Origin of the sequence: Cognaticolwellia aestuarii, from assembly GCF_002000025.1 — a bacterium.
Taxonomy (GTDB): Bacteria; Pseudomonadota; Gammaproteobacteria; order Enterobacterales; family Alteromonadaceae; genus Cognaticolwellia; species Cognaticolwellia aestuarii.
Map to the genome: position 1 here is coordinate 328311 of NZ_MUZV01000003.1, position 24408 is coordinate 352718.

A 24408-nucleotide genomic window follows, 5' to 3' on the forward strand; every position below is an offset into this window, starting at 1 on the left:
CCTAATGATCATAACTTATGCCCAACCAAAACCGTCGTCCAAGTTCTAACCCGGTATTGAAAGGACTAACTTGATAAGTGCGCTTATTTAATAAATTTTCACCATCAAAACTTAAGGTGATACTACTATCATCAGACAAGGTCCAATTGTATCGAACACTGCCACTTAATAACCAAAACGCTGGTCGCTCTGATAAACGATAAACTGGATACTCTCTTTTATTTGGCGCGCAACCATTACAAATAGTAGTAGCCTCTTTGATTGAGCTTAATTCGCTGGTTGGGTAAATAGCATCTTGCTTGCCATTAAAGCGAGCATAAGCAGACAACCGCCAACTCTGCCAATTGGCTGCCCAGCTTAAGTTAGCAACAATCGGTCGATTCGCATCTTGTTGTTCTAAATTAATATCATGACGGGTAACAAGCTCATAGCGCGTGCGTAAATCACCTGTAGCTGTGCTTTCATCTGTGCGCAAGAAAACCAACTCTCGATCATCATAGCTATAGTTCAAAGTATCAGTGAGTTGATTATCTTCAGGGTCTTCAATTGTAGTATCACCATCGAAACTTTTACGACTGACTTTATTACTGGCACGTGAAACATTAAACTCGATATGTTGATTTTGGTATTGCGCCATCCACGATAACGACCAACGCTGGTAGTCACTTGCGCCATTGTTGCCAGCATACAAAATCGCTTCGCCTTGATCGTTGTAACCTTTAATACGGTTAATCGCACTTTTATTGGCTCGATTAATCCATTTCAATTCAACCGTACCGCCCAATATAGGTTGCCGATACGCTGTAGTTAACTCATCACTATAAGGCGTTTTGGTATCCTGATAATCGTATTTATAGCCACTCGTTAGTAATGCAGCTTGCCATTGCTGCGGACGATTATTTACGATTGAGCGCACTTCGTTGTGTACTGGCTGCATTGCTTGGTTTAGCTTGTAGTTAGCTAGGTCGCTTTGATAGTAACGGTTAGCACCTAAAATAATTTGATGACTATCAATAAATTCATAGCTTAAGCGTAGTCTAGGTGCAATATTATGATTTTTGAAAAAGTCATTAAAATCATATCGAACACCTAATGATAACTGCATGTTTTCAAAACTAATATCATCTTCCAAGTACATTGAAAGATAAGAGATATTGGCTTCTGCTACAGACTTTGGTGACACTTGTCGTGATTGAAAATACTGACCGGTTGTTTGTAAGTTATTTTGATAAATTAAAAAATCAGTTGAATTGCTTAAATCTAAAGCACGCCCTAATTCTTCTTCAATATCTTCAATGGGTCTGATAAAGCTTGTTTCAATGCAATCATCAAGGTAGCCATTACAGTTAATTTTTGGCGAAATAACAGCGCCGTTATAAACTACAGAGCTTTCGAGGCGATCAAAAATAGTTTTTTGATGTTCAAGTTGATAGCCAAAAGAGAGTTCATGCTCACCAATTCTTTGCCAAATATTAGGTAAGGTAAAGTCTTGTTTAAAGCTATAGCTATTTTGCACTTTGTCGATATCGCCATAGCCACCTTCTAAACTAGAAGTAGCGCCATCATAATTACCCCAAGCCTTGCCTGGAGCATTTAACCAAACATAACGAGCTGATGTTGTATCTTTACTATTTGTACTTTGTCGCCAATCAAGCTGGGTATCCATATACCCCCATTGACGATCTGCCTGCCATTGTGCAAGAAAAGATTGACCGCCGCCATTAACATCATAGTCACTATTAATGGCACCTACATCAAAGTACTCTCCTTTATAAGGCGCATTGAGATAACGTAAGGTCAATTCATCTTCATCTGTCAGGCTATAGTGATATTTTAACAGTGCATTATAATTTGTTTGTTTTTGTACCCGCAGCTCGCCTAATTGATTGAGCGTTTCTTCAGATTTTAATATCTGAATTTGCGCCACGACACCACTGTTATCATTCAATGGCATAAGCAAATAGGCATTAAAGTCTTTTTTGTTAAATGTGGCGGTATCAAACACTTTATCACCGTCAAAATCCGGGGCATAAAACTTATGATATTCAACAAACTGATCGGCAGTTTGGCGATAACTAAAGCCAAAACGGGTTTTATTGCCAGCATTTTGGGTTTTCGCTAGTACTAATCCTCCAGAAAACTGACCATATTTTGCAGGTATATTGCTATCGTATACTTCAAGCTGCTCTAAAATATTTACATTAACAAAGGCTTCTTGACTGTGACCTGAAACATCTTGAGCTAAGTTTTTATCCCCTTGCCCATTACCGGTACTCAAGCGCGAATTATTACTCACGCCATCAATTTGGTACCCTGATTGATATCCCTGCGCACCTGAAATAGACACTTCACTAGGTTTTATATTTGTCACTTGATCAGCCGCATAAGCGGACTCACTAAACTGTACTCCCGGCAAAATACCTAAAACATCATTGAGATTACCGTTTCCAAATAGGTAAGCTTTCAGCATTTGCTTATCTAAGGTATAAACACCTTCAGCAGAAGTAGAAATGGGCGTAATATTTCGTCCAATAATCTCTATATGCTCAATGTCATCATCACAGCCTATGTCATCTGGATTACACGCTTGGTATTCACTGGCGACAATGAGTTTATCGTGATCGGGAACAGTCGCCTCTGATTGATTAGAAGCGACCTCCTTAGAACCGGTTGTTTGCGATAATGCTATTGGTGCAGCCACTACAATGCTGGCTGCCAATAACGCTAATAAGCTCTTCATTTAGTGCTTATCTTTATCTAATGGATAAGCATCTAGCTCATCATTAATACCGTCATTATCACTATCTTCATCGAGTACAATACCCGAATTAACAATGGCTTCATCACTCGCTATATTGAGGAAAAAGTTAGCTTTACCGTCTCCATCGGTGTCAACACTCGCCACTAAGGTTTGCTTAAAGTCATTTTTGACGCTCAAACTAGCGGCAACCTCTGTGATGATAGACTCTTTCTCTACGACACCTAAAGCTTCGTTATCTGCAATGGCTAAGGCTTTATCATGTAACCCTAGACGCATATATTGTTCAGCGTACTTAGGTAAGTATCTTAACTTTTGTTGATCCGCGGCAGTCAATAGTGCTGATAAACGATTTTCGATAACCTTATGCCATACGTTATAGGCTGTTTCTTTAATCGCTGTGTACTCATCAATAACCCCAGCATTATTTTCTATTTCGCTAAGATAACTTCTATAGCCTGAACCACTTGTGCCAATAAAAAACTGCTCTGTAGCCGCACCAACTTCTTCTTCTACCTTGCTCTGTTCTAGCAAAGTTAGCTGTACAAGGGCACGATCATAATAACCTTGTGCTTTAGCGAAATCACCACCGACAGCTAGTGCCATACCAACCCCCTGTAAACGTGTGATTAGTTCACTGTAGTCTTGAGGGTTAATTTGGGCGATGTTCTGCTCAATGTTGCTCAGTAGCGTCGGCACTTCTGCACTAAGCGTTAAACGCTCAGTAAAAGCAAGAAAACGAGAATGTGCTCTCACTGCATCAGAGATTTCAACATCACTACCATCAATACCGTCAGCATAATATTTCTTAGCAATAGCGATACAGGTTTCTAGGGTTGTTTGCGCTTGATTTTTGTATGCCGAGTTTTGCGATAAACGATAAATCTCTAGCAACTCATTTAATACCATTTCGCAACCCGTTTGCCCAGTAACAAAAGCTTCGCTAACAAGGTTCTGCGCTATATATTCATCCGAATTTAATACCAGCATACCTTCCTGTAAGAAGTTAGCAGCGGCAGCATATTCCCCCTGTTCACGCAAATAAATTGCCCCGCCGGGGTTTGAACTATTAAAAGCAACTAAATTAGTGAAGTGATTACGTAACTTTAATGGATCTTTTTCTGCTATTACCAGCGCTAATGCCGCATCTTTATCTGTCATATTGCGCACGCGTGCCATCAATAAAATGTCTGCTGCATCCCCTGCTGCACGATTTATATAATTGCTGTCTGCAGGAAACCCTGTCAAAAAGGTGTCGAGTGGAGTATCAGGGTAAAGCATTACAAAACTTTCTATTGCGCCATATAAACCATATTGATACTCAACTTTTGTTACTTGATAATATTCATCAGGTGTACGAGGATAATTCGGATCAATGCCCACTACGCCATGTAACGCTAAAATGTCATGTAATGCTTCCTTAGCATTGTCAAAGTCATTCAACGTCATAAATGAGTCAACAACATCAAATAATGCGACTTGTCTCACACTATAATAAGGCTTGCCTTCATTACCATTGCGATCATTACGAACAAAGCTATGGCTGATAAGTTTTGCATAACGATAAAGTCTTTCGGTCATGCTATGCGCTAAAGAAAAATCACTTTCACTACGGCTGACTTGCCAAATTTCAACCGCTTCATCAACTAAATTACGGTATGCAAAAAATGTCCTTAAGGCACTAGTGGTACTATTCCCTTCAAGTGCAGTACTAAACAGTGAATCTAAAATGTTTAACGCTTGCTGTGCTTGCTCTGTTTCACCTACATATTGATAACTTAGCGATAAATCGTTAAAAAAAGCAGCGTCGTCATTATTAAAAGTACTAATACCTTTGGTCGCAACATACTCTGTATAAAGGGTATTTGCTAAAGATCGATACTCATTACCTTGCTCAATCAAGCCTAAATCATTATATCTAAATGAAACGGCGAGCAAAGTGCGAGCACGCATTTCATCTCGAACAATTTGCTCCTCACTTACCAGTCGAGCAACTTGTTCTATTAGACCTGCTTGCGCATAACCAATGGCCAAGTCATTAAATACCAAGCCTTGATTAATATCGTTATTTAACGATGTAATATGCTGCTCTGCTTGCTTTAAGTGCGATAGCTCATTGGCATAGTAATAATATGCTCGATCTACGTTAGTCGCCAAACTGGTTTTTATCGATAGTTCAGTGCTAAGTTCTCCACCATTACCATCACTTATTTGTAATGTGAAACTATCGTTAACATCAACCAACGCAACCGGCTTGTAGGTCACCTCTCCGGTTGTTGCATCAACAGAAAGTTCACCATTTTTTGTTGTTTCTGTCACTTGAAAAGTAAGTGTGTCACCATCAACGTCTATCGCTTCAAGCATACCTTTTTTGGTTTCACCTCCTGAAACCAAAACTTCTGTAGTACTCAGCATTGGCGTGTCATTTACCGCTTCTACAGTAACATTGACCGTTACTGTAGCCGTTTCTTCACCATCTGTTGCGCTGACTTGAAAACTATCTTGACCATTAAAATTAAGCTGGGGTTGATAGTTGATTTCGCCAGTTGAGTTATTGATATCGATTGTCGCATTTGCTGAAGCATTGGCTAGTCCGTAAGTTACAGAGGTTTTATCCGTTGCTTTAACCATTAAACTTGCGGCCTGATCTTCTATTGCCGTTAATTGATAGTTCACCTGTTCGAAAACAGGTGCTTTATTACTACTTGATCCACCACCGCATGCACTAAGTGCTGTTGCAGCTAATAAAATTAGAGCTCTATTTTGTTTCATGATGTCTTCCTTTAAAAAAGCGAGACGATCTTAATGCTAATCATTCTCATTTGCAAGTTGAATAATAAAAGATTACTATGAGGCCTTAAAGTTAACTAATTCAATTGCTTTGGTATGTTTTATAGCCAACAATACTTCAACTAAGAAATAATAAAATTGAGATACAGTTAATTATCCTTAACATTTAGATTAAAAAGGTAAGAAGAATGTCAGCGCTAAAATTAATGATCATCGTGATGCTTAGCGGCATCTTTTCAGTTTTCAACTTCGCATCAGCAGATCAAGATTTTGGTAATGGTGCAGATATGGCACACCTATCTGCAATCTCAGAAATTTTAACGTCACCAAATGATTTTATGAGCTCACCGGTGACGGTTGAGGGAACCATTGTCAAAGTCTGTAAAAAACGAGGCTGTTGGATGGAGTTAGCATCAGACAAAAAATTTCAAACATTGCGAATCAAAGTGCGTGACGGAGAAATGGTATTTCCTATGACTGCGATGGGCAAAGTCGCATACGCAACAGGAAAGTTAACAGCAATACCACTTAATTTGATGCAAACTAAGAATTATTTAGCGCATATTGCACAGGAGCAGCAAGAGAGTTTTGATGCCAATAAGGTGACAAAAGCTATCACTGTCTACCAACTATCGCCGACCGGCGTAACCATTGAAGATTAGGGGCGTTGGCTGTTTTCATTGATTACTTAGTTATATTTGCAAAAGCTGATAATCATGGCACTTGTTACAACGTTTAGTTATGTCAAATACCCAAGGCACAACAATGTTAAGCGCTTTGATAAAATAACTCAAAAAACAGAGACTAGATAAAAGAGCTATTCAAAAAATGAATAAAGATATTAATTGGTTCAAACTAAACCGGAGTTTACACCGTGACATTGGTTATTTTTGTATTGGCTTAACCCTTATATTTGCCGTATCGGGCATTGCACTTAATCATCTAGATGATTGGAACCCAAATTATCAAGTTACACAAGAAACACATTTAATCCCTGATATTAACAGTGTTATTAACCAAGAAAATTTTGAGTCTTGGTTATTAAAAAAATTAAATATCAAGACAAAAGTTAAAGCACGGTTTTGGCAAACACCTACCGAATATAAACTATTCACTACCGATAACCATAGCCTATTGATCAATGCCCAAAACAATAGCGTTGTTGTAGAGCAAGTCAAAGCTCGTTTTCTCTTAAAAAGTCTTAATACTTTACATTTAAACGAAATAAAAAGTGCTTGGACATATTTTTCAGATTTATATGCGATATTGCTTATCTACTTGGCTTTATCAGCCTTATTTATGGTGAGAGGTAAGAAAGGTGTTAAAAGTTTACGTGGTTTATTAGTTGCTGCCGGCTTTATTATTCCCGCGATCTTTATGATGAATTATAGCCTTTAACGTAATTCGTAACTGTTTATACCGGCATTAGCTTAAATAACTAAATAACTTAAATGCATCTTAGGGTGAAATCCCCCCTAACACCATGCGAGTAGCTAACTTGCTTGCTGTTAAATCAAGGTTAGAGCAGATCCTGTTATTTATTCTCACAATCATCTGGCTATAATGCTTGGTAATAAAAGTACGCTTTTTCGAATCAATCGGTTACGATAAATTATCTATTGTAATAACAACGATATATCTCTCTCGATAACGAAGGCAATTATTGTGGCTAGCATTCATTTTAATACTCTTATTTTTTGCTTGATAGTTTTACTCATGTCGCTATATTCTCCAGCGACTTTTGCAGCGTTCCCAACACAAATTATTGAAAATGAAGACGTGCAGCTTGAACAATTTGAAATGGGATATTTTATCGACAAAAGCCAGACCATGTCTTTTGAAAGTATAAAGCAACAAGAATTTAAGCTCACACCAAATGCACTATCATTGGGCACTGAGGCAAAAACTACTTGGTCAAAAATAGCACTTCACAATACCACTAAATCAGCTTTGAAAATTTACCTCCATCACCCCTATGCTTATCATAATCGTGCAGTGGAACTCTATGAGGTTGTCGATGATCAGCTTTTAAATCATCGTGTGCTTAACATGGACGACAAAGATACTCAGCAGTGGATGTATCGTGGCAGTGCCGTATTCGAAATCACACTATCTCCAGATAAACAAACCACCTTGTTCGTGAAAGGTGTGGCTTTTTCACATCAATGGTTTGCGCTTAACTTATATAGTGAAGAAAACTCAAAAAGAGCGTTATTAGGACAATATACTAACATTGCCTTAGCTGTTGGTATGATACTCGCCCTGATTATTTATAACTTTTTATTATTCTTTTCATCGCGCTTAAGAGAGCATTTTTATTATGCCTGCTACCTCGTTGCGGGTGGATTTTGGATAGCACTTTCTTATGGCCTACTCGCTGATCTGTTTAATGTTTATGGTTCAATTACATTAAAGTGGCATCTTTCATTAGTTGCAATGCCTATTTTCTTATTGTTATTTATGATTAATATTTTTGAGACCCAAAAAAAATATCCCATTGAACATTGGGCACTATTGTCTATTTTAACGTTATTGATTGTAGATTTTATCTATGGGTTATTTGATATTGTAACCGCGCTGCAATATTCAAGCACTTTAGCTGCAATCATGATGGCTGTTAGTCTTTGCGTTACTTTTTCAATGCTAATTCGCAAGCAACCTATTGCTCCTTTCTTTTTGTTAGGTCACGGATTATTTGTATTTTTTAGTGCCTTAGCTGTTTTCTTTTACAAAGGCAAAGCAGAGTTTAGCTATATTAATAGCCATGGCGTAGGCATTGGAATATTGCTTGAAGCCTTAGTTTTATCGCTGATTGTCGCATATCGAATTCGAATATTAGAAAACTTAAAAGCAACGCAAGCTGATCTTCAAGTATTAGCCTCAACAGACCCGCTAACACAGTTGTTTAACCGTCGTCATTTTAGTCATGCGGCAAATCAACTATTAAAACAAGCAAGAATAGCTCAGCAGCCCTCTTCTGTGGCAATTATCGATATAGATCTCTTCAAAAAGATCAATGATACTTATGGGCATGCCTCAGGAGATGAGTCTATTAAACACGCAGCTAACATGATTAAGGGGTTGTCTCGACACCAAGATCTAGTCGCCCGTTATGGCGGTGAAGAGTTTATTATTTTAATGCCAAACACAGTTGCAAATGACGCTTATAAACTTACTGAACGCATAAGAATAGCACTTGAAAGTGCCACTCTTGCAAACAATAAAAATCATCTAAACTTCACTATTAGCGCAGGTGTAGCCGAAATTGATAGCCAAACATTTAACTTGAAGGAAGCGATGGACAGCGCAGATAAAGCGCTCTACAAGGCAAAAAACAATGGTAGAAATCAATCTCAATTAGCCGGTGAATAACGCTTACAACGCAGAAGCAGTCAATTATAGACAATGACAATAAAGAACGCTATAAGCCACTGTTTTACATTGCTTTTATTGACTTCGCTTAGCCAAGCTTAACCGCAATTGATATAATGCATTTATATCAATAAAATTGTGCCATTTAACCTGAACTTTGGATAATGAGTGCTTGATATTTAAGTGAATCAAAAGCTTAGGTGGCAAAGTAAATGCTATAGCAAGGTGAACATCACTAATAGGCATCATCAATGCTTCATTTTATGCCATTGCAAAGGCTAAACGTTGATAAATAACGCGCTATTTATCGATGTTTTAACGCAGGTAATGGCTTAAAAGGGAGGATTGAGCAAGTGGTGCTTATCCAGAGTTCAGGTTACTTAATGTCTGCCATCATAATGTCGCCCTGAAACACACCATTGTGTACAAAAATCAAATAATGGTTATCAGCTTCTTTTCTCATGCTAAATCCCCCTGCTGCGTATTGTGCAACACTATTCTTGGGTAGAGATGAAACTAACTCGGTGCGCTTTGTAATAAGGTTAAACCGCATCACATTATCTTTTTGATTTTTGTTATCTAAATAATAAATATATTGTTCATAGGGCAGCCAATTAGATTGATTTTGAGGTTTCAAATCTGGAATAACTAAAACATCTTTTGCTGTTTGTGTATCGAAGCGCCATAAACCGTCTTGATTTTCTTTATTATAATATAACACACCTGATTTTTTATCCGTTTTGGCAATGTATGCTCCTTCACCAGAAACAGCCTTGACACTATTGTCATCTAAAGATATTTCCCAAATATAACGCTGATTGTCTTTACTGCCACTCACTAAAATAGCATCTTGGTTATAATTGAATTGCGGTCCCCATAACTCGGTTAACTCGGTATCAATAACATTAACTAACTCGGTTTTGGTATCTAACCATTGAATAACTCCATGCTCTTTAGTGTCATATAGCACGTAGACAAGTTTGCTGCCATCATCTGACCAAGAAGGTGATAAAGCGCCAACCTTTGATTGTGTTATTTGTTGATACTCTGAACCATCAAGTTTAGAAAGCCAAACTTCAGAATGGCCTGATATATCTGAGGTATAAGCCACGCGATTAGAGTGCATATCAAATGATGGATCAAAGTTTGATGAATATGACTGAACCAAAGGATAAATTATTGGTGTGGGCAAACTAATATTCGTTTGTCCTATATAAAATATACGTTCCTGTTTGCTAAATACTAGCTTGTTAGCTCCGCGCCATACCGATGGATAAATAGCAATAACACCACTTGATGTTAACTGTGCATGTGTTTTCATTTCCACATCATATTGCCAAATTTCAGGGCTGCTATTTTTTAATGTTGAATAAAAAAGCGTTTTACCATCATCCGAAAAACTGTGACCTAAAATTTGAACTTCATCAAATGAGATCCGAGTTTCAGGTACAGTGAGATCGGCTGAATATAAAAACAAGTCTTGTCCTGTTAAGCTAATTTGTCGTGTTACAACAAAATGCTCACCAGATGGCGCCCAACTAATATCCATATCTTCATAATGACAAATAAACCGACAAGGCAGCAAAGTATTGCTAGTTCCTTGTTTATATATACCAATAGAGCTCGTGGTATTTTTCTCAGCACTTTTAAAATAAATACTACCATCAGGCGCCCAAGCTAAGGTATCACCGGCAAACTGACTATCCCCACAACGCACCAAAAAAGACTCCTTTCGCGTTGCTATATTTAGCTTGATCACGGCACATTCATTTTCGCCCGTAATACGAACAAAAGCGATATTTTTACTATCAGGTGACCAAACGGGCCTCATCTCTTTAACATTACTGTTAGTTAATTGAATTGGTTTTACTGACTTGTCATCTAACGATGATAAAAAAATATTACTCGGCTTTTGGTGGTTTTCCCAAGAAAATATTAACCATTTTCCATCAGGAGAGACTGCCGGAAAACGTTCTACCCCTGGAAAATTTGTTAGTGAGCTAACATCTATTTTATCAACGGTTGTACGAACCTTGCTTTCAGGCATTATCGCACTATAAGCAAAGAGCATAGTTGCTATGAGTATGACCAGAGTAAAAAGTGCAATAGACTTTGTTTTTTTGCTAGTGGTTGTTAGCTTTAGAAAGTTTTCAGGACTTTTATCGATATCGTTATCAACGCCTGGAGCGGAAATGACTACTGTTTTGCCAATAAAGCGATAACCCTTTTTCGGAATTGTTTCAATGTATTTAGGTTTTTTTGAGCTATCACCCAGCACTTTGCGAAGGTTGCCAAGGAGTTGCGTTAAGGAGTGATCTGATACCGTCACTTTTTCTTGCCAAACGGCATCAATGAGCTGGTCTCGACTAACAACAATATTCACATTCGCTAAGAAGTAACATAGCGCCGTCATAATCCTTGGTTCTATTTTATAAATGGCGCCATCTTTATCTTCAAGTTCACATGATGAGGGATATACTTTCCAATCATTAAACACATGAACATCATCATTTCCATCTGCCTGTTCGACATCATTGTTATTATTAATCAAAACACATCCCGTGTAATCCATTGTTTTTATTTATCTTTATATTTTATTGATATTAAAATTAGTTGTTGTTTAGGTTTTATATTCTCTATTTTGTACCTTAGTTCTGTCAAGGTGAATTCCTTGGTGACAATAAAAATAAAATTAGAGAGAAGGATTGAAAAGTGATTAAAAAAATCAGTATTGCTGTTTCAACAGCCTTATATGTTTCAGGTGCCGCACAGGCAGGTGGACTTTATAAGACGAGTGAAGCAAGTCCAATCATAAGTTCCACTGAACCGACAATAAAAGCCGCGCAAAAAAGTTTTACTAAAAAACATTTACCTCATGCATTGCTGAAAAATCATGTTGCTCATACAAATGATGCCGTTAGCGACAATGAGCATACCTACATTATTACTTTTGTTGATGCCCCCGTTGCCACTTATAAAGGTGGTATTACAGGTTTAGCAGCAACCAAGAAAACATTACTTGATGGTGGTAATGACCGAGAAGCACAATATCAAACGTTAACAGGTCAAGTACCAACGAAAACAAAAGCTAAGAAGAAAAGATATTCTCAACATCCTGATGTTATTGCTTATAAACAATATCTAGATCACTCTCAAAAGCAATTTATTGTTGGTGCAGAAGGTAAATTAAAGCGAAAAATTGATTTACTGCACAGCTATCAATTGGCCCTTAACGGTATTGCGATAAAAATTACTGCGCAAGAGGCTAAAAAGTTACAAAGTATGCCGGGTATTGCACGTGTTGAAAGAGAGGTCATGAGACAGCTTAATACCGATACTGGGCCTACTCATATTGGTGCTGCTGATCTTTGGTCTGGCATGGTTAATGGTTTAGCCGTAAAAGGTGAAGGGGTTACCGTTGGTATTATCGATACCGGGATTAATACTGATCATATATCCTTTGAAAAAACAGGTGACGATGACTACGAACATACCAAGCCAAATAGTAATTATGTTGGTGACTGTGTTGATAGCCCAGAGCTTTGTAATGATAAGCTCATTGGGGTATTTAGTTATTCAGACGTAACCAGCGAATATGCGGGTATACGCCCTGAAAACGGTGAAGATTACAACGGTCATGGTAGCCACACCGCATCAACAGTTGCAGGCAATGTACTCAAAAGTGTACCGCTACTTTCTCCATCAAGCCAACAAACTAATGATGGCTATACAACAAGTGATTTTTCATTTCCTGAAATATCAGGTGTTGCTCCGCATGCAAATATTATCTCTTTTCAAGTTTGTTTTCCTGGTGATCCTGGCGATACATTAGTCGGTTGTTTTCCTTCATTAACAGTACAAGCCGTGGAAGACGCAATTGCAAATGACGTTGATGTTATTAACTATTCTATCGGTGGTGGCTCATCTAACCCATGGGATGACGCTGACGCACAAGCATTTCTTTCTGCACGTGAAGCCGGCATTGTGGTTGTATCTTCAGCAGGTAACTCAGGGCCAAACCCTGAAACAGTCGGTTCGCCTGCAGACTCGCCTTGGTTAACTTCGGTAGGTGCTTTTACACATGGTCGTACATTTGAGCGAGAATTAAGTGAATTTACCGGTGGCAGTAATCTCCCAACAGAAAATATAATCGGCTTAGGCCAACCCGGAAGAAACACAACCGCTGAAGTTGTTTACGCTGGTCATGAACCGTATAACGACCCTATGTGTTTGTCGCCACTAACAGCAGTAAGGGTTAGCCAAAAAATTGTCGTTTGTGATCGTGGTGAAATTCCTTTAGTAGAAAAAGCTGAAAATGTTTTTCAAGGTGGTGGTAGAGCTATTATCATCGCTAATACCGATCCTGAAAACGACAGTTTACACGACACACCATACAGGATAGACGGTATTCATGTAGATTATGCTTCTGGTGAGCTATTACGCAATTGGTTAAGCCCTGACACGGTACAGCAAATCTCTCTCAGTGCGGGAAACGTAACTAATGATGTCACTAAAGCAGATCAGGCTGCTGAATTTTCATCAAGAGGTCCGAACCTATCAGTTGCTGATGTTATTGTGCCAAGTATTGCCGCTCCCGGTGTATCAATTTATGCCGCTTACGCTGATGACCAGCCGTTTAAAAGCGCTCCAGGCACAACTGACTTTGCTTTTTTAAGTGGTACATCAATGGCAAGTCCACATGTTGCAGGTGCTGCAGCACTATTAACACAATTACATCCTGACTGGACCGCAAGTGACATTCACTCAACTTTGCAATTAACAGCAAATAACACTGCCGCTTATAAAGAAGATGGCACAACACTAGCTGATCCTTTTGATAATGGCTCAGGTATGGTGCGTGTTGATTTAGCTGCAAAAGCAGGTTTATCATTGCGTGAAAGCATTGATAACTTTACTTCAGCTAACCCTGATGAAGGCGGAGATCCAAGCCAATTAAATATTGCTTCTTTGGGTAAAAGTCAGTGTGTTGGTACGTGTAGCTGGACTCGTACTTTTACTGCGCTAAAGTCAGGAAGCTATAGTGTCAGCGTTGAAGATGCAAGTACGGGCTTGGTTATTGAAGTTTCGCCTGCTGAGTTCACTGTAAACGCCGGAGAAACACAAGTTATTGAAGTTTCTGCCGATGTTTTTTCTGCTGAGAATAACAGCTGGAGTTTTGCAAATATTAACTTAACTCCAACAGAAGCTGATCTTTCTTCATTACACCTTCCTTTAGCAGCCTACGCTTCTTTAGGCAACTTACCAGAGAAAATCACCATTCGAGCAAGCAGAAATACTGATAGCTACACGATAAAAGATCGTCAAGCTGTAGCTATTGAAGAGTTTACCGCTCGCTCATACGGCTTAATCGCACCAGAAACAATTGATGCACAGGTAGCCCAAGATACAACACCTGATGACGATTTATTTGAAGATTTGAGCGATGGTGCCAATATTCATTATTTCGATATTCCAGAGGGAGCTGTTCGATTTATTGCTGAGATATCTAAAACAACATCTACCGATTTAGATATGGTTTTAGGTATGGATAATGATGGTAACTCAGAGGTTGACTTAGATATCGACTCGGTAATTTGTGTCAGTGCTGAGTTTCATGCCTTTGAAAATTGTGAACTAATGTCACCTCCAGCTGGACGTTATTGGGTAGTTGTTAATAACTACAAAGGTACAGCAGCTGGCGCGATTGATAGTTATACACTTTCTCACGCACTGATCACACGAGATACTGATTCTAACGTTGAAATTATTACCACAGAATCAAGTATTGATCAGTTAACGCCATTTGACATCAGCGTTACTTATAACCACGAATCTTCAATTGGTACAAAATTGTACGGTGCTTTTGATTTAGGTCCCGATGCATCAACACCTGGAAAAATTGGACTGGTCGCCATTGACTTAGTGAGAGAGAAAAATGATATTTCACTAAATGTTGTCAATGCAAATGAAAGCGATGAAGTTAAAGTAGGCGACACATTGAATGTCGAGCTTGCTATCAATAAAAACTTTAACCTAGTCGACCGTGAATATAATATCGACCTTGCAATACCAGATGGCCTAACACTGATAAAATCGAGCTTACCTGATTCAGTTTCAGCCTCAGATACGGGCTTTTCATTAAGTTACTTAATGCCTTCTCAAAGCGGTGACACACCTGGTTATACTCGTGTAACGAATGCAGAAAACCCAAGCTGTAAGGTTCCCGACTTAGGTCAGGGTGAAGGTTATATCAACCTAGTCGACTTTGATGTTTATCCAGATGAAGTTCTAGGCAGTAATGGCTTTCAAACAGAAGTACTAACTTATTTCCCGAATGAAAAATTTCACTTCTTCGGTGAAGACCGCAACCGCGGTATGGGGGTTAGTGAAGACGGTTTTGTATTTTTTGACTCTGAAACTGACTTGTTTTCATTTTCGAACCAAGCATTACCAGACCCTGCATTACCAAATGATGCGATTGCATTGCTGTGGCGTGATTTAAAGTTTGATCACAACATTGATCCTAATAGTGGTGATTTAGCGGGGATTTCTGTGGCAAAAGCCACCGATGCAAGAAACCAAAATTATGCGGTTGTTGAATGGCAAAACGGCTATGGATTTTTTGATAATGGTGGCTACAGCAACTTTGAACTCATCATGAAAATGGAGCGAGACTTAGCTGAAAACGCTTTCGAAATTATTCTTGCTTATGATGATATGGTTTATAATCCGTCAGCATTTTTTACAGGCACAACCGTAGGCTTGGAAAATAAAGATGCTACGTGGGGTGATACTTTTGTATACAAAGGTTTTACTTTCTTTGGTCCCCCAGAAGTTGGTGATGTTGCAAACTTAACAAAAGGTTTAGTTATTTGTTATGACGTAAATGCTGAGTTTTTCTTACCAGCAACTATTAACTTTCAAGTACAAGTCGATGAAAAGTTTGCCGGTGCATCAATTGAATTAGCCGCGAAACACAGTGTAAACCTAAATCATACTGATGAAGAAAGTGCTACTGCCACGCTAAAAGTAAAAAGTAACTTAAGCCTAAGTGACATTGAAGATGTTGTTCTTACTGAAGATACAGCAAGTAAGATTATTAATATTTTTGCTGCTGATGCAGACAATATTGACAACACAATTAGCATAGCGTCTGCTAGCGGACAGCTAACTATTGTTGATTTTGAACAACAAGGTAATAACGCTGCATTTATCATTGTGCCAAATCCAGATTTTTATGGTTTTGATCAGGTTATCGTGACAGTTTCTGATAACAATGTTGCAACAGATAGTGTATCAACAACCTTTAACGTGACAGTTGAAGGCGTTAATGATGCACCAAGCGTTTCACTCAGTTCAACGTCATCAAATGTCAAGAAAGATGAAAATTTTACCTTAATAGCAAATGCGTTTGATATTGATGATACCGAACTAAGTTATATGTGGCAGCAAACTGCCGGCACTAGCGTCAATATTTCTTCGCCAGAAAGTACGAGTATCCAATTAACTGCACCTAAAGTTAAGAGCGATGAAAAGTTAACATTTGCAGTTACCGTTACTGATGTAAACGGAGAGGCAACCACATCAAGCATTGATGTTAATGTTAAAGCCTCAAAGAGTAGTGGTAGCTTTGGTTGGTTAAGTATTTTCTCTCTGGTATTTTTAATACGACGTAAACGTAAATAGCATAGCTTACCGCTAAGTTTTTAGTGTGATGGTAGGTTAGAAGGACCTAACTACTGTCGCACTACTTTCTCTTAATTGCCCTTAGCTTGCCTCCCTAAGCTTTGGGCTTTTTTAGTTTTATCAAGCGTTTCCATCACGATTAACTTGTGCATACTTCCAGCTAGAAAACCACACTAAAACTCCCCAAATAAGCTAAAAAATAATGGCCACAGCAATGATATTTTGACGGTTAATGTTATTGGAAACAGTTAGCTAGATTTTTTAATTTTTACCAATAAGTTTGATCTAGCTTATTGAAGTACAATTTAAGCTAATAGAGCCGTTTTTGAATGGGTCTGATATTAAATGTGACATATTTACAATAGCTACATTTGAGCTTAAACTGCTGAGCAGTCATAAATTTATATAAAAAATAATTACACTAAAATAAACACTAGAGGCTATTGATCTTTGCTGATTAAAATTAATTCAATTAATTTCAAAAGATCAACACCCCCAAATCCTAGCTCTTAATATTTTTAAAAGGTTCATTATGCAGCAATCATTTATGAGTGCGTTTTATAAAAACTTTCTCGGCAACTCGCCTGAGTGGTACAAACTCGCAATAATTTCATTTTTAGTTCTCAACCCAGTACTATTTTTCCTTGTTGATCCGTATGTAGCTGGTTGGGCATTGGTCATTGAGTTTATCTTCACTTTAGCTATGGCGCTTAAGTGTTATCCGCTGCAACCAGGTGGTTTATTAGCGATTGAAGCTGTTGCCATTGGTATGACAAGTCCAAACCAAGTCATGCATGAAATGATACTCAACTTTGAAGTTATTCTGCTATTAATCTTCATGGTTGCTGGTATTTACTTTATGAAGAACTTATTACTATTTTTATTCACTAAAATAGTCACTAAAGTTCGCTCCAAGATCATGGTTTCTCTATTGTTCTGCTTCTCAGGTGCTTTTTTATCAGCATTTTTAGATGCATTAACGGTTATTGCCGTTATTATCAGTGTTGCCGTTGGTTTCTACTCGGTTTACCACAAAGTAGCTTCAGGCAAAGAAGTGCATGTTGACCATGATCATGACCATACCACTGACAATGAATTAGCCGAATATTCACGCTCTGACTTAGAGCAGTTTCGTGGTTACTTACGTAACTTAATGATGCATGCCGGTGTTGGTACTGCGTTAGGTGGTGTTTGTACTATTGTTGGCGAACCACAAAACTTAGTGATTGGGCAACAAGCTGGTTGGGACTTCCTTGAGTTTGCTATTCGTATGTCGCCTGTGACTATCCCGGTATTTATATCAGGTATGTTAACTTGTGTTCTATTAGAAAAATTAAAATGGTTTGGTTACGGTGTTGCATTACCTGACAATGTTTACAATGTTTTAAACGAGTATGATATTGCCGAAAGTCAAAAGCGTAACAAACTTGATAACGTCAAACTTGTCATTCAAGGCGTTATCGCGGTTTGGTTAATTGTCGGACTTGCTTTACATTTAGCACCTGTTGGTATGATCGGTTTATCAGTCATTATTCTCGCAACGGCATTTACTGGCATCACAGAAGAGCATCAAATTGGCCATGCTTTTGAAGAAGCTTTACCTTTTACTGCCCTACTTGCGGTATTCTTTGCTGTTGTTGCAGTTATCGTTGATCAATCCTTATTTACACCGGTAATAACTTGGGTATTAACCTTCGAAGGTAATATGCAATTAGTTATGTTTTATCTAGCCAATGGGTTGTTATCTATGGTCAGTGATAATGTATTTGTTGGTACGGTTTACATCACCGAAATTACAAAAGCATTAGCTGCTGGACAAATTACTCGAGATCAATTTGATTTACTTGCTGTAGCAATTAATACGGGTACCAACTTACCTAGTGTTGCAACACCAAATGGTCAAGCTGCGTTCTTGTTCTTATTGACGTCAGCATTGGCACCTTTGATTCGTTTATCGTATGGCCGTATGGTGATAATGGCGTTACCGTACACTATCGTACTGACTGTCGTTGGCCTACTGGCTATTTCAACCGGTCAACTATCGAAGTTTACCCAGTCATTTTACGATTCGCACCTAATTGAACACCATAGCGCTAAGCCTTCAACAGGTACGCCAGGTGGGCACTAGAACGGCTCATATTAAAAATAAGTTGATATAAAATCTAACAAAAGCGCCCTTGTGGCGCTTTTTGATTATTGTTAGCATGCATAAAACTTCTATACCCAAACCACTTGAAAATACAGGGTTCAGCAAGTCGAAAAAGGGTTAGCACCAAGGCATTGATTGAAAGGAATGGTTGTTCCATTGTCGAAATCAATAACGCCGGAGATGACCCTTTATCGTCTTGCCCTGCGGGAGCTAAGCTAGAAAATCAGTGCAGCGTTGCATACATGGATGTATGTACTTAGCTTTTGTCTGGAGCAAAAAAGCGTTGCAGCGCTTGATAAGGGAATAACCATTATCTGTGTGCTGCGCCTTGCCTGATTTCCTAGTTTAACGCTGAAACTGCATTTTCAAGTGGCTTGGGTATAATAACAATTACTCAGTCATAGGTGACATTTAGTGAATTTTTTAAGCCAATTACCCCTTAATCAACGTGCATGGCAATTACTTGCTGTTAGTGCCTTGTGCTTTGAATTAATAGCACTTTATTTTCAATATGTTATGGGGCTTGAGCCTTGTATTATGTGTATTTATCAACGTACCGCGGTTTGGGGAATATTTTTAGCGGGCGTGGTTGGCGCATTGGGCTGTCAGTTTTTAGTCGTACGCCTTGTTGCTTATGCTTTATGGGCAACTGGCGCAATTTGGGGGCTAATGCTTGCTTTAGAGCATGTTGAGATGCAGTCAACAACGATGTCATTCTTATTTAGTTGTGAATATATTCCGAACTTTCCGTCCTGGGCTCCACTACATCAGTGGCTACCCGCTTTGTTTGAAGCCACTGGTGACTGTGGAGATATTAAATGGCAGTTTTTAGGTTTTACTATGCCACAAGTTATGGTATTGATATTTGGATTTTATAGCGCGGTATTAGCGATAGCTTTATTAGTACGTTTGCAAAAACAAAGAAAACTATAAATATCAGTGTGATATAACCAATACTTATCAGTGTTGGTTATATCAACTAATCAAAGTGAGCTTTACAGTGAAAGTGATTGCTGACGAAGGAAAAATATAAAGAAAAATCTAAATACCTCTAGCGCACTATTAACCGTGCACTATTAACCGTGCTCAATAAAATCCCCCGCTTAACCACCACTCTAAATGCTAAATAATAGCGAAACATATCCCTTAAATACTAACGATAATGATTGAGGGTGTCAGTGGCTTTTTTCCATGCTGAGTCTTGTTTTAATGTTGACCAAGCATTTGTGTTTGCTGCTGTTTTTAGTAACTTGCTAAGACGTTGCCCTGAGGTTAATGAAACCGAGATATTGGCATGATCAAGCACATCTATACATCCTTCGCGATTATTACATAACAACAACATGTCACAGCCTGCAGATTGTGCAGCTTCAGCACGCTCAACAAAGCCACCGGCACTTGCCGCACCTTGCATGGATAAGTCATCACTGAAAATAACGCCATTAAAGCCCAGTTGCTGACGTAAAATATTTTGTAGCCAATAATGTGAAAAGCCAACGGCTTGACTATCAACATCAGGAAAAATAACATGCGCAGGCATCAATGCATCAACCTTACCTCTTGCAATAAGTTGCTTAAAAGGAAGTAAATCTTGTTGAAAAATATCAGCACTAGAGCGTTCATCAATAGGTAGGTCAATGTGAGAATCTGCTTTGACACTGCCATGACCGGGAAAGTGTTTGCCAGTAGCTTTCATACCAACCTGATGCAAACCACTGACAAAAGCATCCGCAAGTTCAGTAACATGATCGGGTTGCTGATGAAAAGCACGATCGCCGATAACATCACTAATATTATTAATATCTAATACCGGTGCAAAGCTAATATCTATACCTACGGCTTGTACTTCTAATGCCATTAATATCGCACTTTGTTTCGCAAGCTCTTTGGCTACCGTTAAGTTTTTATCGGCCATTTGCCATAATTGTCCCATTGCTGGGATCAAAGAAAAGCCCTCACGAAAGCGCTGTACACGACCACCTTCATGATCAACAGCAATTAATAGTGGCTTCTTAGCCGCTATACGTATTTGCTGACTTAACTGCGCAATTTGCTCAGGAGAATGATAGTTTCGAGTAAAATATATTAATCCACCTACTAGTGGATGTTGGATGATTTCTTTATCTTCTTGAGACAGTGATGTGCCTTGCACATCAAGCATGACTGGACCCATAGCAACACTTTAAAAAATTATGATATGGGTACTCTACCTAAATAACATCAACAAACAAAGACACTTATGACTCAAAACATTAAGAATTTCTTGATAGTAACCTATTGACTAGCCTAGTTTGGGCATAGGAGCACCAACACCTGCAGCAACATATGGAATAACATTACGAATAACATCAGATATTTGCAAATCACGATCAAAATCACTTTTAGCTATATCAATCAAGGCATCACTTGATGACATAGTAAATACGACCGTTCCCATCGTAAAATGTAATCGCCAGAACATCTCTTCAGCAGTCAATTCAGGGTAAGATTTTTGTACCGCTAGTACAAAGTTATCGATAACTTCTGGATATTGTGTCGTTAAGAACCAACGCAAAAAGCCCTGGCTGTCAGTATAACCGCGGCCTAAAAGCTGTAAGAAATTACTGGTACCGTTATCTTTAAATTCATTTAATGATAATAACGGATCAATAAAGGCAGAAAACACATCAATTAAACTTGGCGAGTTGGTTTCACAAACTTGCGTTAAAGCAAGCTCTAAACGTGGAGATAGCTCGTTCATATAACGAGACATTACGGCTTTGATCAATTCTTTTTTCGAACCAAAGTGGTAATTAACTGCCGCTAAGTTCACTTCTGCTTGACTGGTGATCTCACGTAGAGAGGTGCCGTTAAAACCTTTATCTGCAAACAAATTCTCTGCAGCATCTAATATTTTATTCTTCGTACTCATAGGTAAATAACGCCGTAGTGCTCATGTAAGCAATAAATTAATACAAGCAGTTTAAACAAGCGTTTTAAATAACGCAACTAGCATTAAAGCCATAAACCAAAAAATTTGATATGGGACTTGCACATAACAAAACGTTAATTAATAAAGCGTATAAAAATTTACTACCAAGCCATCAAACGGATATTATTAGTAGTATTTTAATGACTTTGTAAAAGGGTAAATAAAAGACGGTAATATTTTCTTAAATATATTACAAATAGTTACGTTATTTGCACAGTAATAAACAATCAACAAGGTTATTATTAACTTAACTTTTTAATTCCCCATATTTAAAAAGTTATTTTGATATCTTCTCTAGGATAGCTTAATAGCTCAACTTTTATCGTTGGGCTTTTTTTTGTCTAAAATTTACCTCGCCGCACTTGCATTACAAACTGTTACAGAATCATGACAGTTAAAAACAGCCAACTTAGCTATTATTATTTTGCTTTTCAAGAAGAGACTTTTGAAATGCAATTTCATACTTTCCCTAGTATATTTTATATGATGGCTCAGCAACCCTTTCGCTGAGCTTTTTTTTGTCTAAAATTTATCAGCGCTCATTAAACTAAAGCAGCATAAGCCAATACAGTTGCCAATGCCTTCATCTCAATCTAAACTAGCCAAGAGCTTTTTATACCAATTCTAATCAGTTTGTTAGCTGCTCAGCGTTTCATCAATGGGCCAGCACGAACCAAATTACTTAAAAATAGCCTTCTATGTTTAAGCAATGGTATTACGTTAACAAAAGCGTAGATTTAGCGCTAACAAAAACAATAACGGATATTTATGAAATCAACATTTAAATTAACCACTGTCGCTATTTTAGTTGCCGCAAGCATAAGTGCTTGTAATGGTGATAGCACAGCCAAAAATGACACTCAAGCCACAAATACAGCTAGCCAAGCTTTAACCGCTCAAGACGCTGAAAAATTCTTAACGGAAACGGCAAAAGAAATGGTGCAGTTAAACCTGGAAGGGAGCCGTGCTGCTTGGATCAATTCAAACTTCATTACTGAAGATACTTCAGCACTTGCAGCTGCTGCCGATCAAAAATCAACAGAAGCAGGTGTTCGATTCGCCATGGCTGCTGCAAAGTTTGACCATGTTGACGTTAGTGCCGATCAACGTCGAAAACTCAATATTTTAAAGCAAAGCTTAGTCATGCCAGCTCCGCAAGATTCTGCTAAATCAGCAGAATTGGCAAAAATAGGTGCTGAACTAAATAGCATGTATGGTAAAGGTAATTACACCACCAAAGCGGGTGATACCTTAAGCTTAGGTCAAATGACCGCTAAAATGGCCACATCACGTGACTACGATGAACTGTTAGAAATGTGGCAAGGCTGGAGAACGATCAGCCCAGACATGAAACCGTTATATATTCGTCAAGCAGAGCTAGGTAACGAAGGCGCACAAGGTCTAGGTTACCCTGATTTAGGTGCAATGTGGCGCTCTAACTATGATATGCCTGCCGATGAATTTGCTAAAGAGCTTGACCGTTTATGGGGACAAGTAAAGCCGTTATACGATGATTTACATTGTTATGTTCGTTCTGAGTTAGGCGAGACTTACGGTGAAGATAAAGTACCACAAGACCAACCTATTCCTGCGCATTTATTAGGTAATATGTGGGCACAATCATGGGGTAATATTTATGATCTCGTTGCTCCGGAAAACGCAGATCCTGGTTATGATGTTACTCAGCAACTTGCTGCCAATAACTACGATGAAATTAAAATGGTTAAAGGCGCTGAAGGCTTTTTTACCTCACTTGGATTTGAAGCGTTACCAGAAACATTTTGGCAACGTTCGTTATTCACTAAGCCTGCAGACCGTGACGTAGTTTGTCATGCATCGGCATGGGATTTAGACGCAAAAGACGATATCCGCATTAAAATGTGTATCCAGAAAACTGGTGAAGAGTTTTCAGTTATTCATCATGAACTGGGACATAACTTCTATCAACGTGCCTACCAAAATCAACCGGTGTATTACCAAAACAGTGCTAATGACGGTTTCCATGAAGCTATTGGCGATACTATCGCTCTATCAGTTACACCTAAGTACTTAAAAGAAATTGGCTTAATTGACACCATTCCTGATGAATCAAAAGATATTGGTTTGTTAATGAAAATGGCATTAGAGAAAATAGCCTTTATCCCTTTTGGTTTGATGGTTGATCAATGGCGTTGGAAAGTTTATTCCGGTGAAGTTACCCCTGAAAACTATAACACGGCCTGGTGGGAATTACGTGAGAAGTACCAAGGTGTAACAGCTCCTGTTGAGCGTGATGCCAATGCATTTGATCCTGGTGCTAAATATCATGTACCAGGTGGTGTGCCTTACTCTCGCTATTTCTTAGCTCATATTCAGCAATTTGAATTTCACCGTGCCTTGTGTGAAATTTCAGGTAATACCGACCCTATTCACCGTTGTTCTATCTATAACAACAAAGATGCAGGTACCGCATTAAATACCATGCTAGAAATGGGTTCAAGCAAGCCATGGCAAGAAGCTTACAAAGTATTAACCGGTAACGAGCAAATGGATGCTACAGCTATTATTGATTACTTTGCGCCACTTCATAGCTGGTTAAAAGAGAAAAACCAAGGTAAGCAATGTGGCTTCTAGCCTACTTCGTGTTCGCTGAAAGTGATTGATAATTTATTAATCATTAAACTTCAGTAACCTAAAAAGCCG

At 38.5% G+C, this 24408-nt stretch carries 12 protein-coding genes; 7 read left to right on the forward strand and 5 right to left on the reverse strand.

The window, feature by feature from the left end; all coding sequences use genetic code 11:
* Position 1: 1 nt before the first annotated feature.
* On the reverse strand, positions 2-2740 hold the full coding sequence (locus B0169_RS06630) for a TonB-dependent receptor plug domain-containing protein (RefSeq protein ID WP_077285173.1): 2739 nt from the start codon (positions 2738-2740) through the stop codon (positions 2-4).
* Positions 2741-5530: an Ig-like domain-containing protein gene (locus tag B0169_RS06635; protein ID WP_077285174.1), complete on the reverse strand. Its 2790-nt coding sequence runs from the start codon at positions 5528-5530 to the stop codon at positions 2741-2743.
* A 206-nt stretch (positions 5531-5736) separates the two neighbouring features.
* Here B0169_RS06635 and B0169_RS06640 point away from each other — a divergent pair, with 206 nt between their 5' ends.
* The 3 genes from B0169_RS06640 to B0169_RS06650 all read left to right on the forward strand — a co-directional run bounded on the left by B0169_RS06640 (position 5737) and on the right by B0169_RS06650 (position 8920).
* Complete coding sequence (locus B0169_RS06640) at positions 5737-6210, forward strand: DUF4920 domain-containing protein (protein WP_077285175.1); 474 nt, start codon at positions 5737-5739, stop codon at positions 6208-6210.
* Between the two features lie 166 nt (positions 6211-6376).
* Positions 6377-6946: a PepSY-associated TM helix domain-containing protein gene (locus B0169_RS06645; RefSeq protein WP_077285176.1), complete on the forward strand. Its 570-nt coding sequence runs from the start codon at positions 6377-6379 to the stop codon at positions 6944-6946.
* Positions 6947-7264: 318 nt separating this feature from the next.
* Positions 7265-8920: a sensor domain-containing diguanylate cyclase gene (locus B0169_RS06650; RefSeq protein ID WP_143323487.1), complete on the forward strand. Its 1656-nt coding sequence runs from the start codon at positions 7265-7267 to the stop codon at positions 8918-8920.
* A gap of 376 nt (positions 8921-9296) precedes the next feature.
* Here the strand turns inward: B0169_RS06650 and B0169_RS06655 are convergent, their stop codons facing one another.
* The gene (locus B0169_RS06655) at positions 9297-11471 is read right to left on the reverse strand and encodes a winged helix-turn-helix domain-containing protein (protein ID WP_158077061.1); all 2175 of its coding nucleotides are present in this window, start codon (positions 11469-11471) and stop codon (positions 9297-9299) included.
* A 161-nt stretch (positions 11472-11632) separates the two neighbouring features.
* Here B0169_RS06655 and B0169_RS19610 point away from each other — a divergent pair, with 161 nt between their 5' ends.
* The 3 genes from B0169_RS19610 (at position 11633) to dsbB (ending at position 19688) form a co-directional block, all read left to right on the forward strand.
* On the forward strand, positions 11633-16606 hold the full coding sequence (locus tag B0169_RS19610) for a S8 family serine peptidase (RefSeq protein WP_077285178.1): 4974 nt from the start codon (positions 11633-11635) through the stop codon (positions 16604-16606).
* Between the two features lie 532 nt (positions 16607-17138).
* Positions 17139-18734 (forward strand): sodium/proton antiporter NhaB, encoded by a 1596-nt coding sequence (gene nhaB / locus B0169_RS06665; protein WP_077285179.1) that lies wholly within the window; start codon positions 17139-17141, stop codon positions 18732-18734.
* Between the two features lie 435 nt (positions 18735-19169).
* On the forward strand, positions 19170-19688 hold the full coding sequence (gene dsbB / locus B0169_RS06670) for a disulfide bond formation protein DsbB (RefSeq protein WP_077285180.1): 519 nt from the start codon (positions 19170-19172) through the stop codon (positions 19686-19688).
* Positions 19689-19908: 220 nt separating this feature from the next.
* On the opposite strand, the gene nagZ is transcribed toward dsbB, so the two are convergent.
* Positions 19909-20928: a beta-N-acetylhexosaminidase gene (nagZ, locus tag B0169_RS06675; RefSeq protein ID WP_077285181.1), complete on the reverse strand. Its 1020-nt coding sequence runs from the start codon at positions 20926-20928 to the stop codon at positions 19909-19911.
* Between the two features lie 108 nt (positions 20929-21036).
* Positions 21037-21666 carry a TetR family transcriptional repressor PsrA gene (locus B0169_RS06680; protein WP_077285182.1) on the reverse strand — a complete coding sequence of 210 codons (630 nt, stop codon included), beginning with the start codon at positions 21664-21666 and terminating at the stop codon, positions 21037-21039.
* A gap of 828 nt (positions 21667-22494) precedes the next feature.
* Here B0169_RS06680 and B0169_RS06685 point away from each other — a divergent pair.
* Positions 22495-24339, forward strand: a complete 1845-nt coding sequence (locus tag B0169_RS06685) for a M2 family metallopeptidase (RefSeq protein WP_077285183.1) — start codon at positions 22495-22497, stop codon at positions 24337-24339.
* Positions 24340-24408 lie beyond the last annotated feature (69 nt).

Bases quoted from the DNA above. Each gene is read 5' to 3' on its own strand.
- B0169_RS06630 (WP_077285173.1), bottom strand. From the start codon at position 2,740: ATGAAGAGCTTATTAGCGTTATTGGCAGCCAGCATTGTAGTGGCTGCA.
- B0169_RS06635 (WP_077285174.1), bottom strand. From the start codon at position 5,530: ATGAAACAAAATAGAGCTCTAATTTTATTAGCTGCAACAGCACTTAGT.
- B0169_RS06640 (WP_077285175.1), top strand. From the start codon at position 5,737: ATGTCAGCGCTAAAATTAATGATCATCGTGATGCTTAGCGGCATCTTT.
- B0169_RS06645 (WP_077285176.1), top strand. From the start codon at position 6,377: ATGAATAAAGATATTAATTGGTTCAAACTAAACCGGAGTTTACACCGT.
- B0169_RS06650 (WP_143323487.1), top strand. From the start codon at position 7,265: ATGTCGCTATATTCTCCAGCGACTTTTGCAGCGTTCCCAACACAAATT.
- nhaB (WP_077285179.1), top strand. From the start codon at position 17,139: ATGCAGCAATCATTTATGAGTGCGTTTTATAAAAACTTTCTCGGCAAC.
- nagZ (WP_077285181.1), bottom strand. From the start codon at position 20,928: ATGGGTCCAGTCATGCTTGATGTGCAAGGCACATCACTGTCTCAAGAA.
- B0169_RS06680 (WP_077285182.1), bottom strand. From the start codon at position 21,666: ATGAGTACGAAGAATAAAATATTAGATGCTGCAGAGAATTTGTTTGCA.
- B0169_RS06685 (WP_077285183.1), top strand. From the start codon at position 22,495: ATGAAATCAACATTTAAATTAACCACTGTCGCTATTTTAGTTGCCGCA.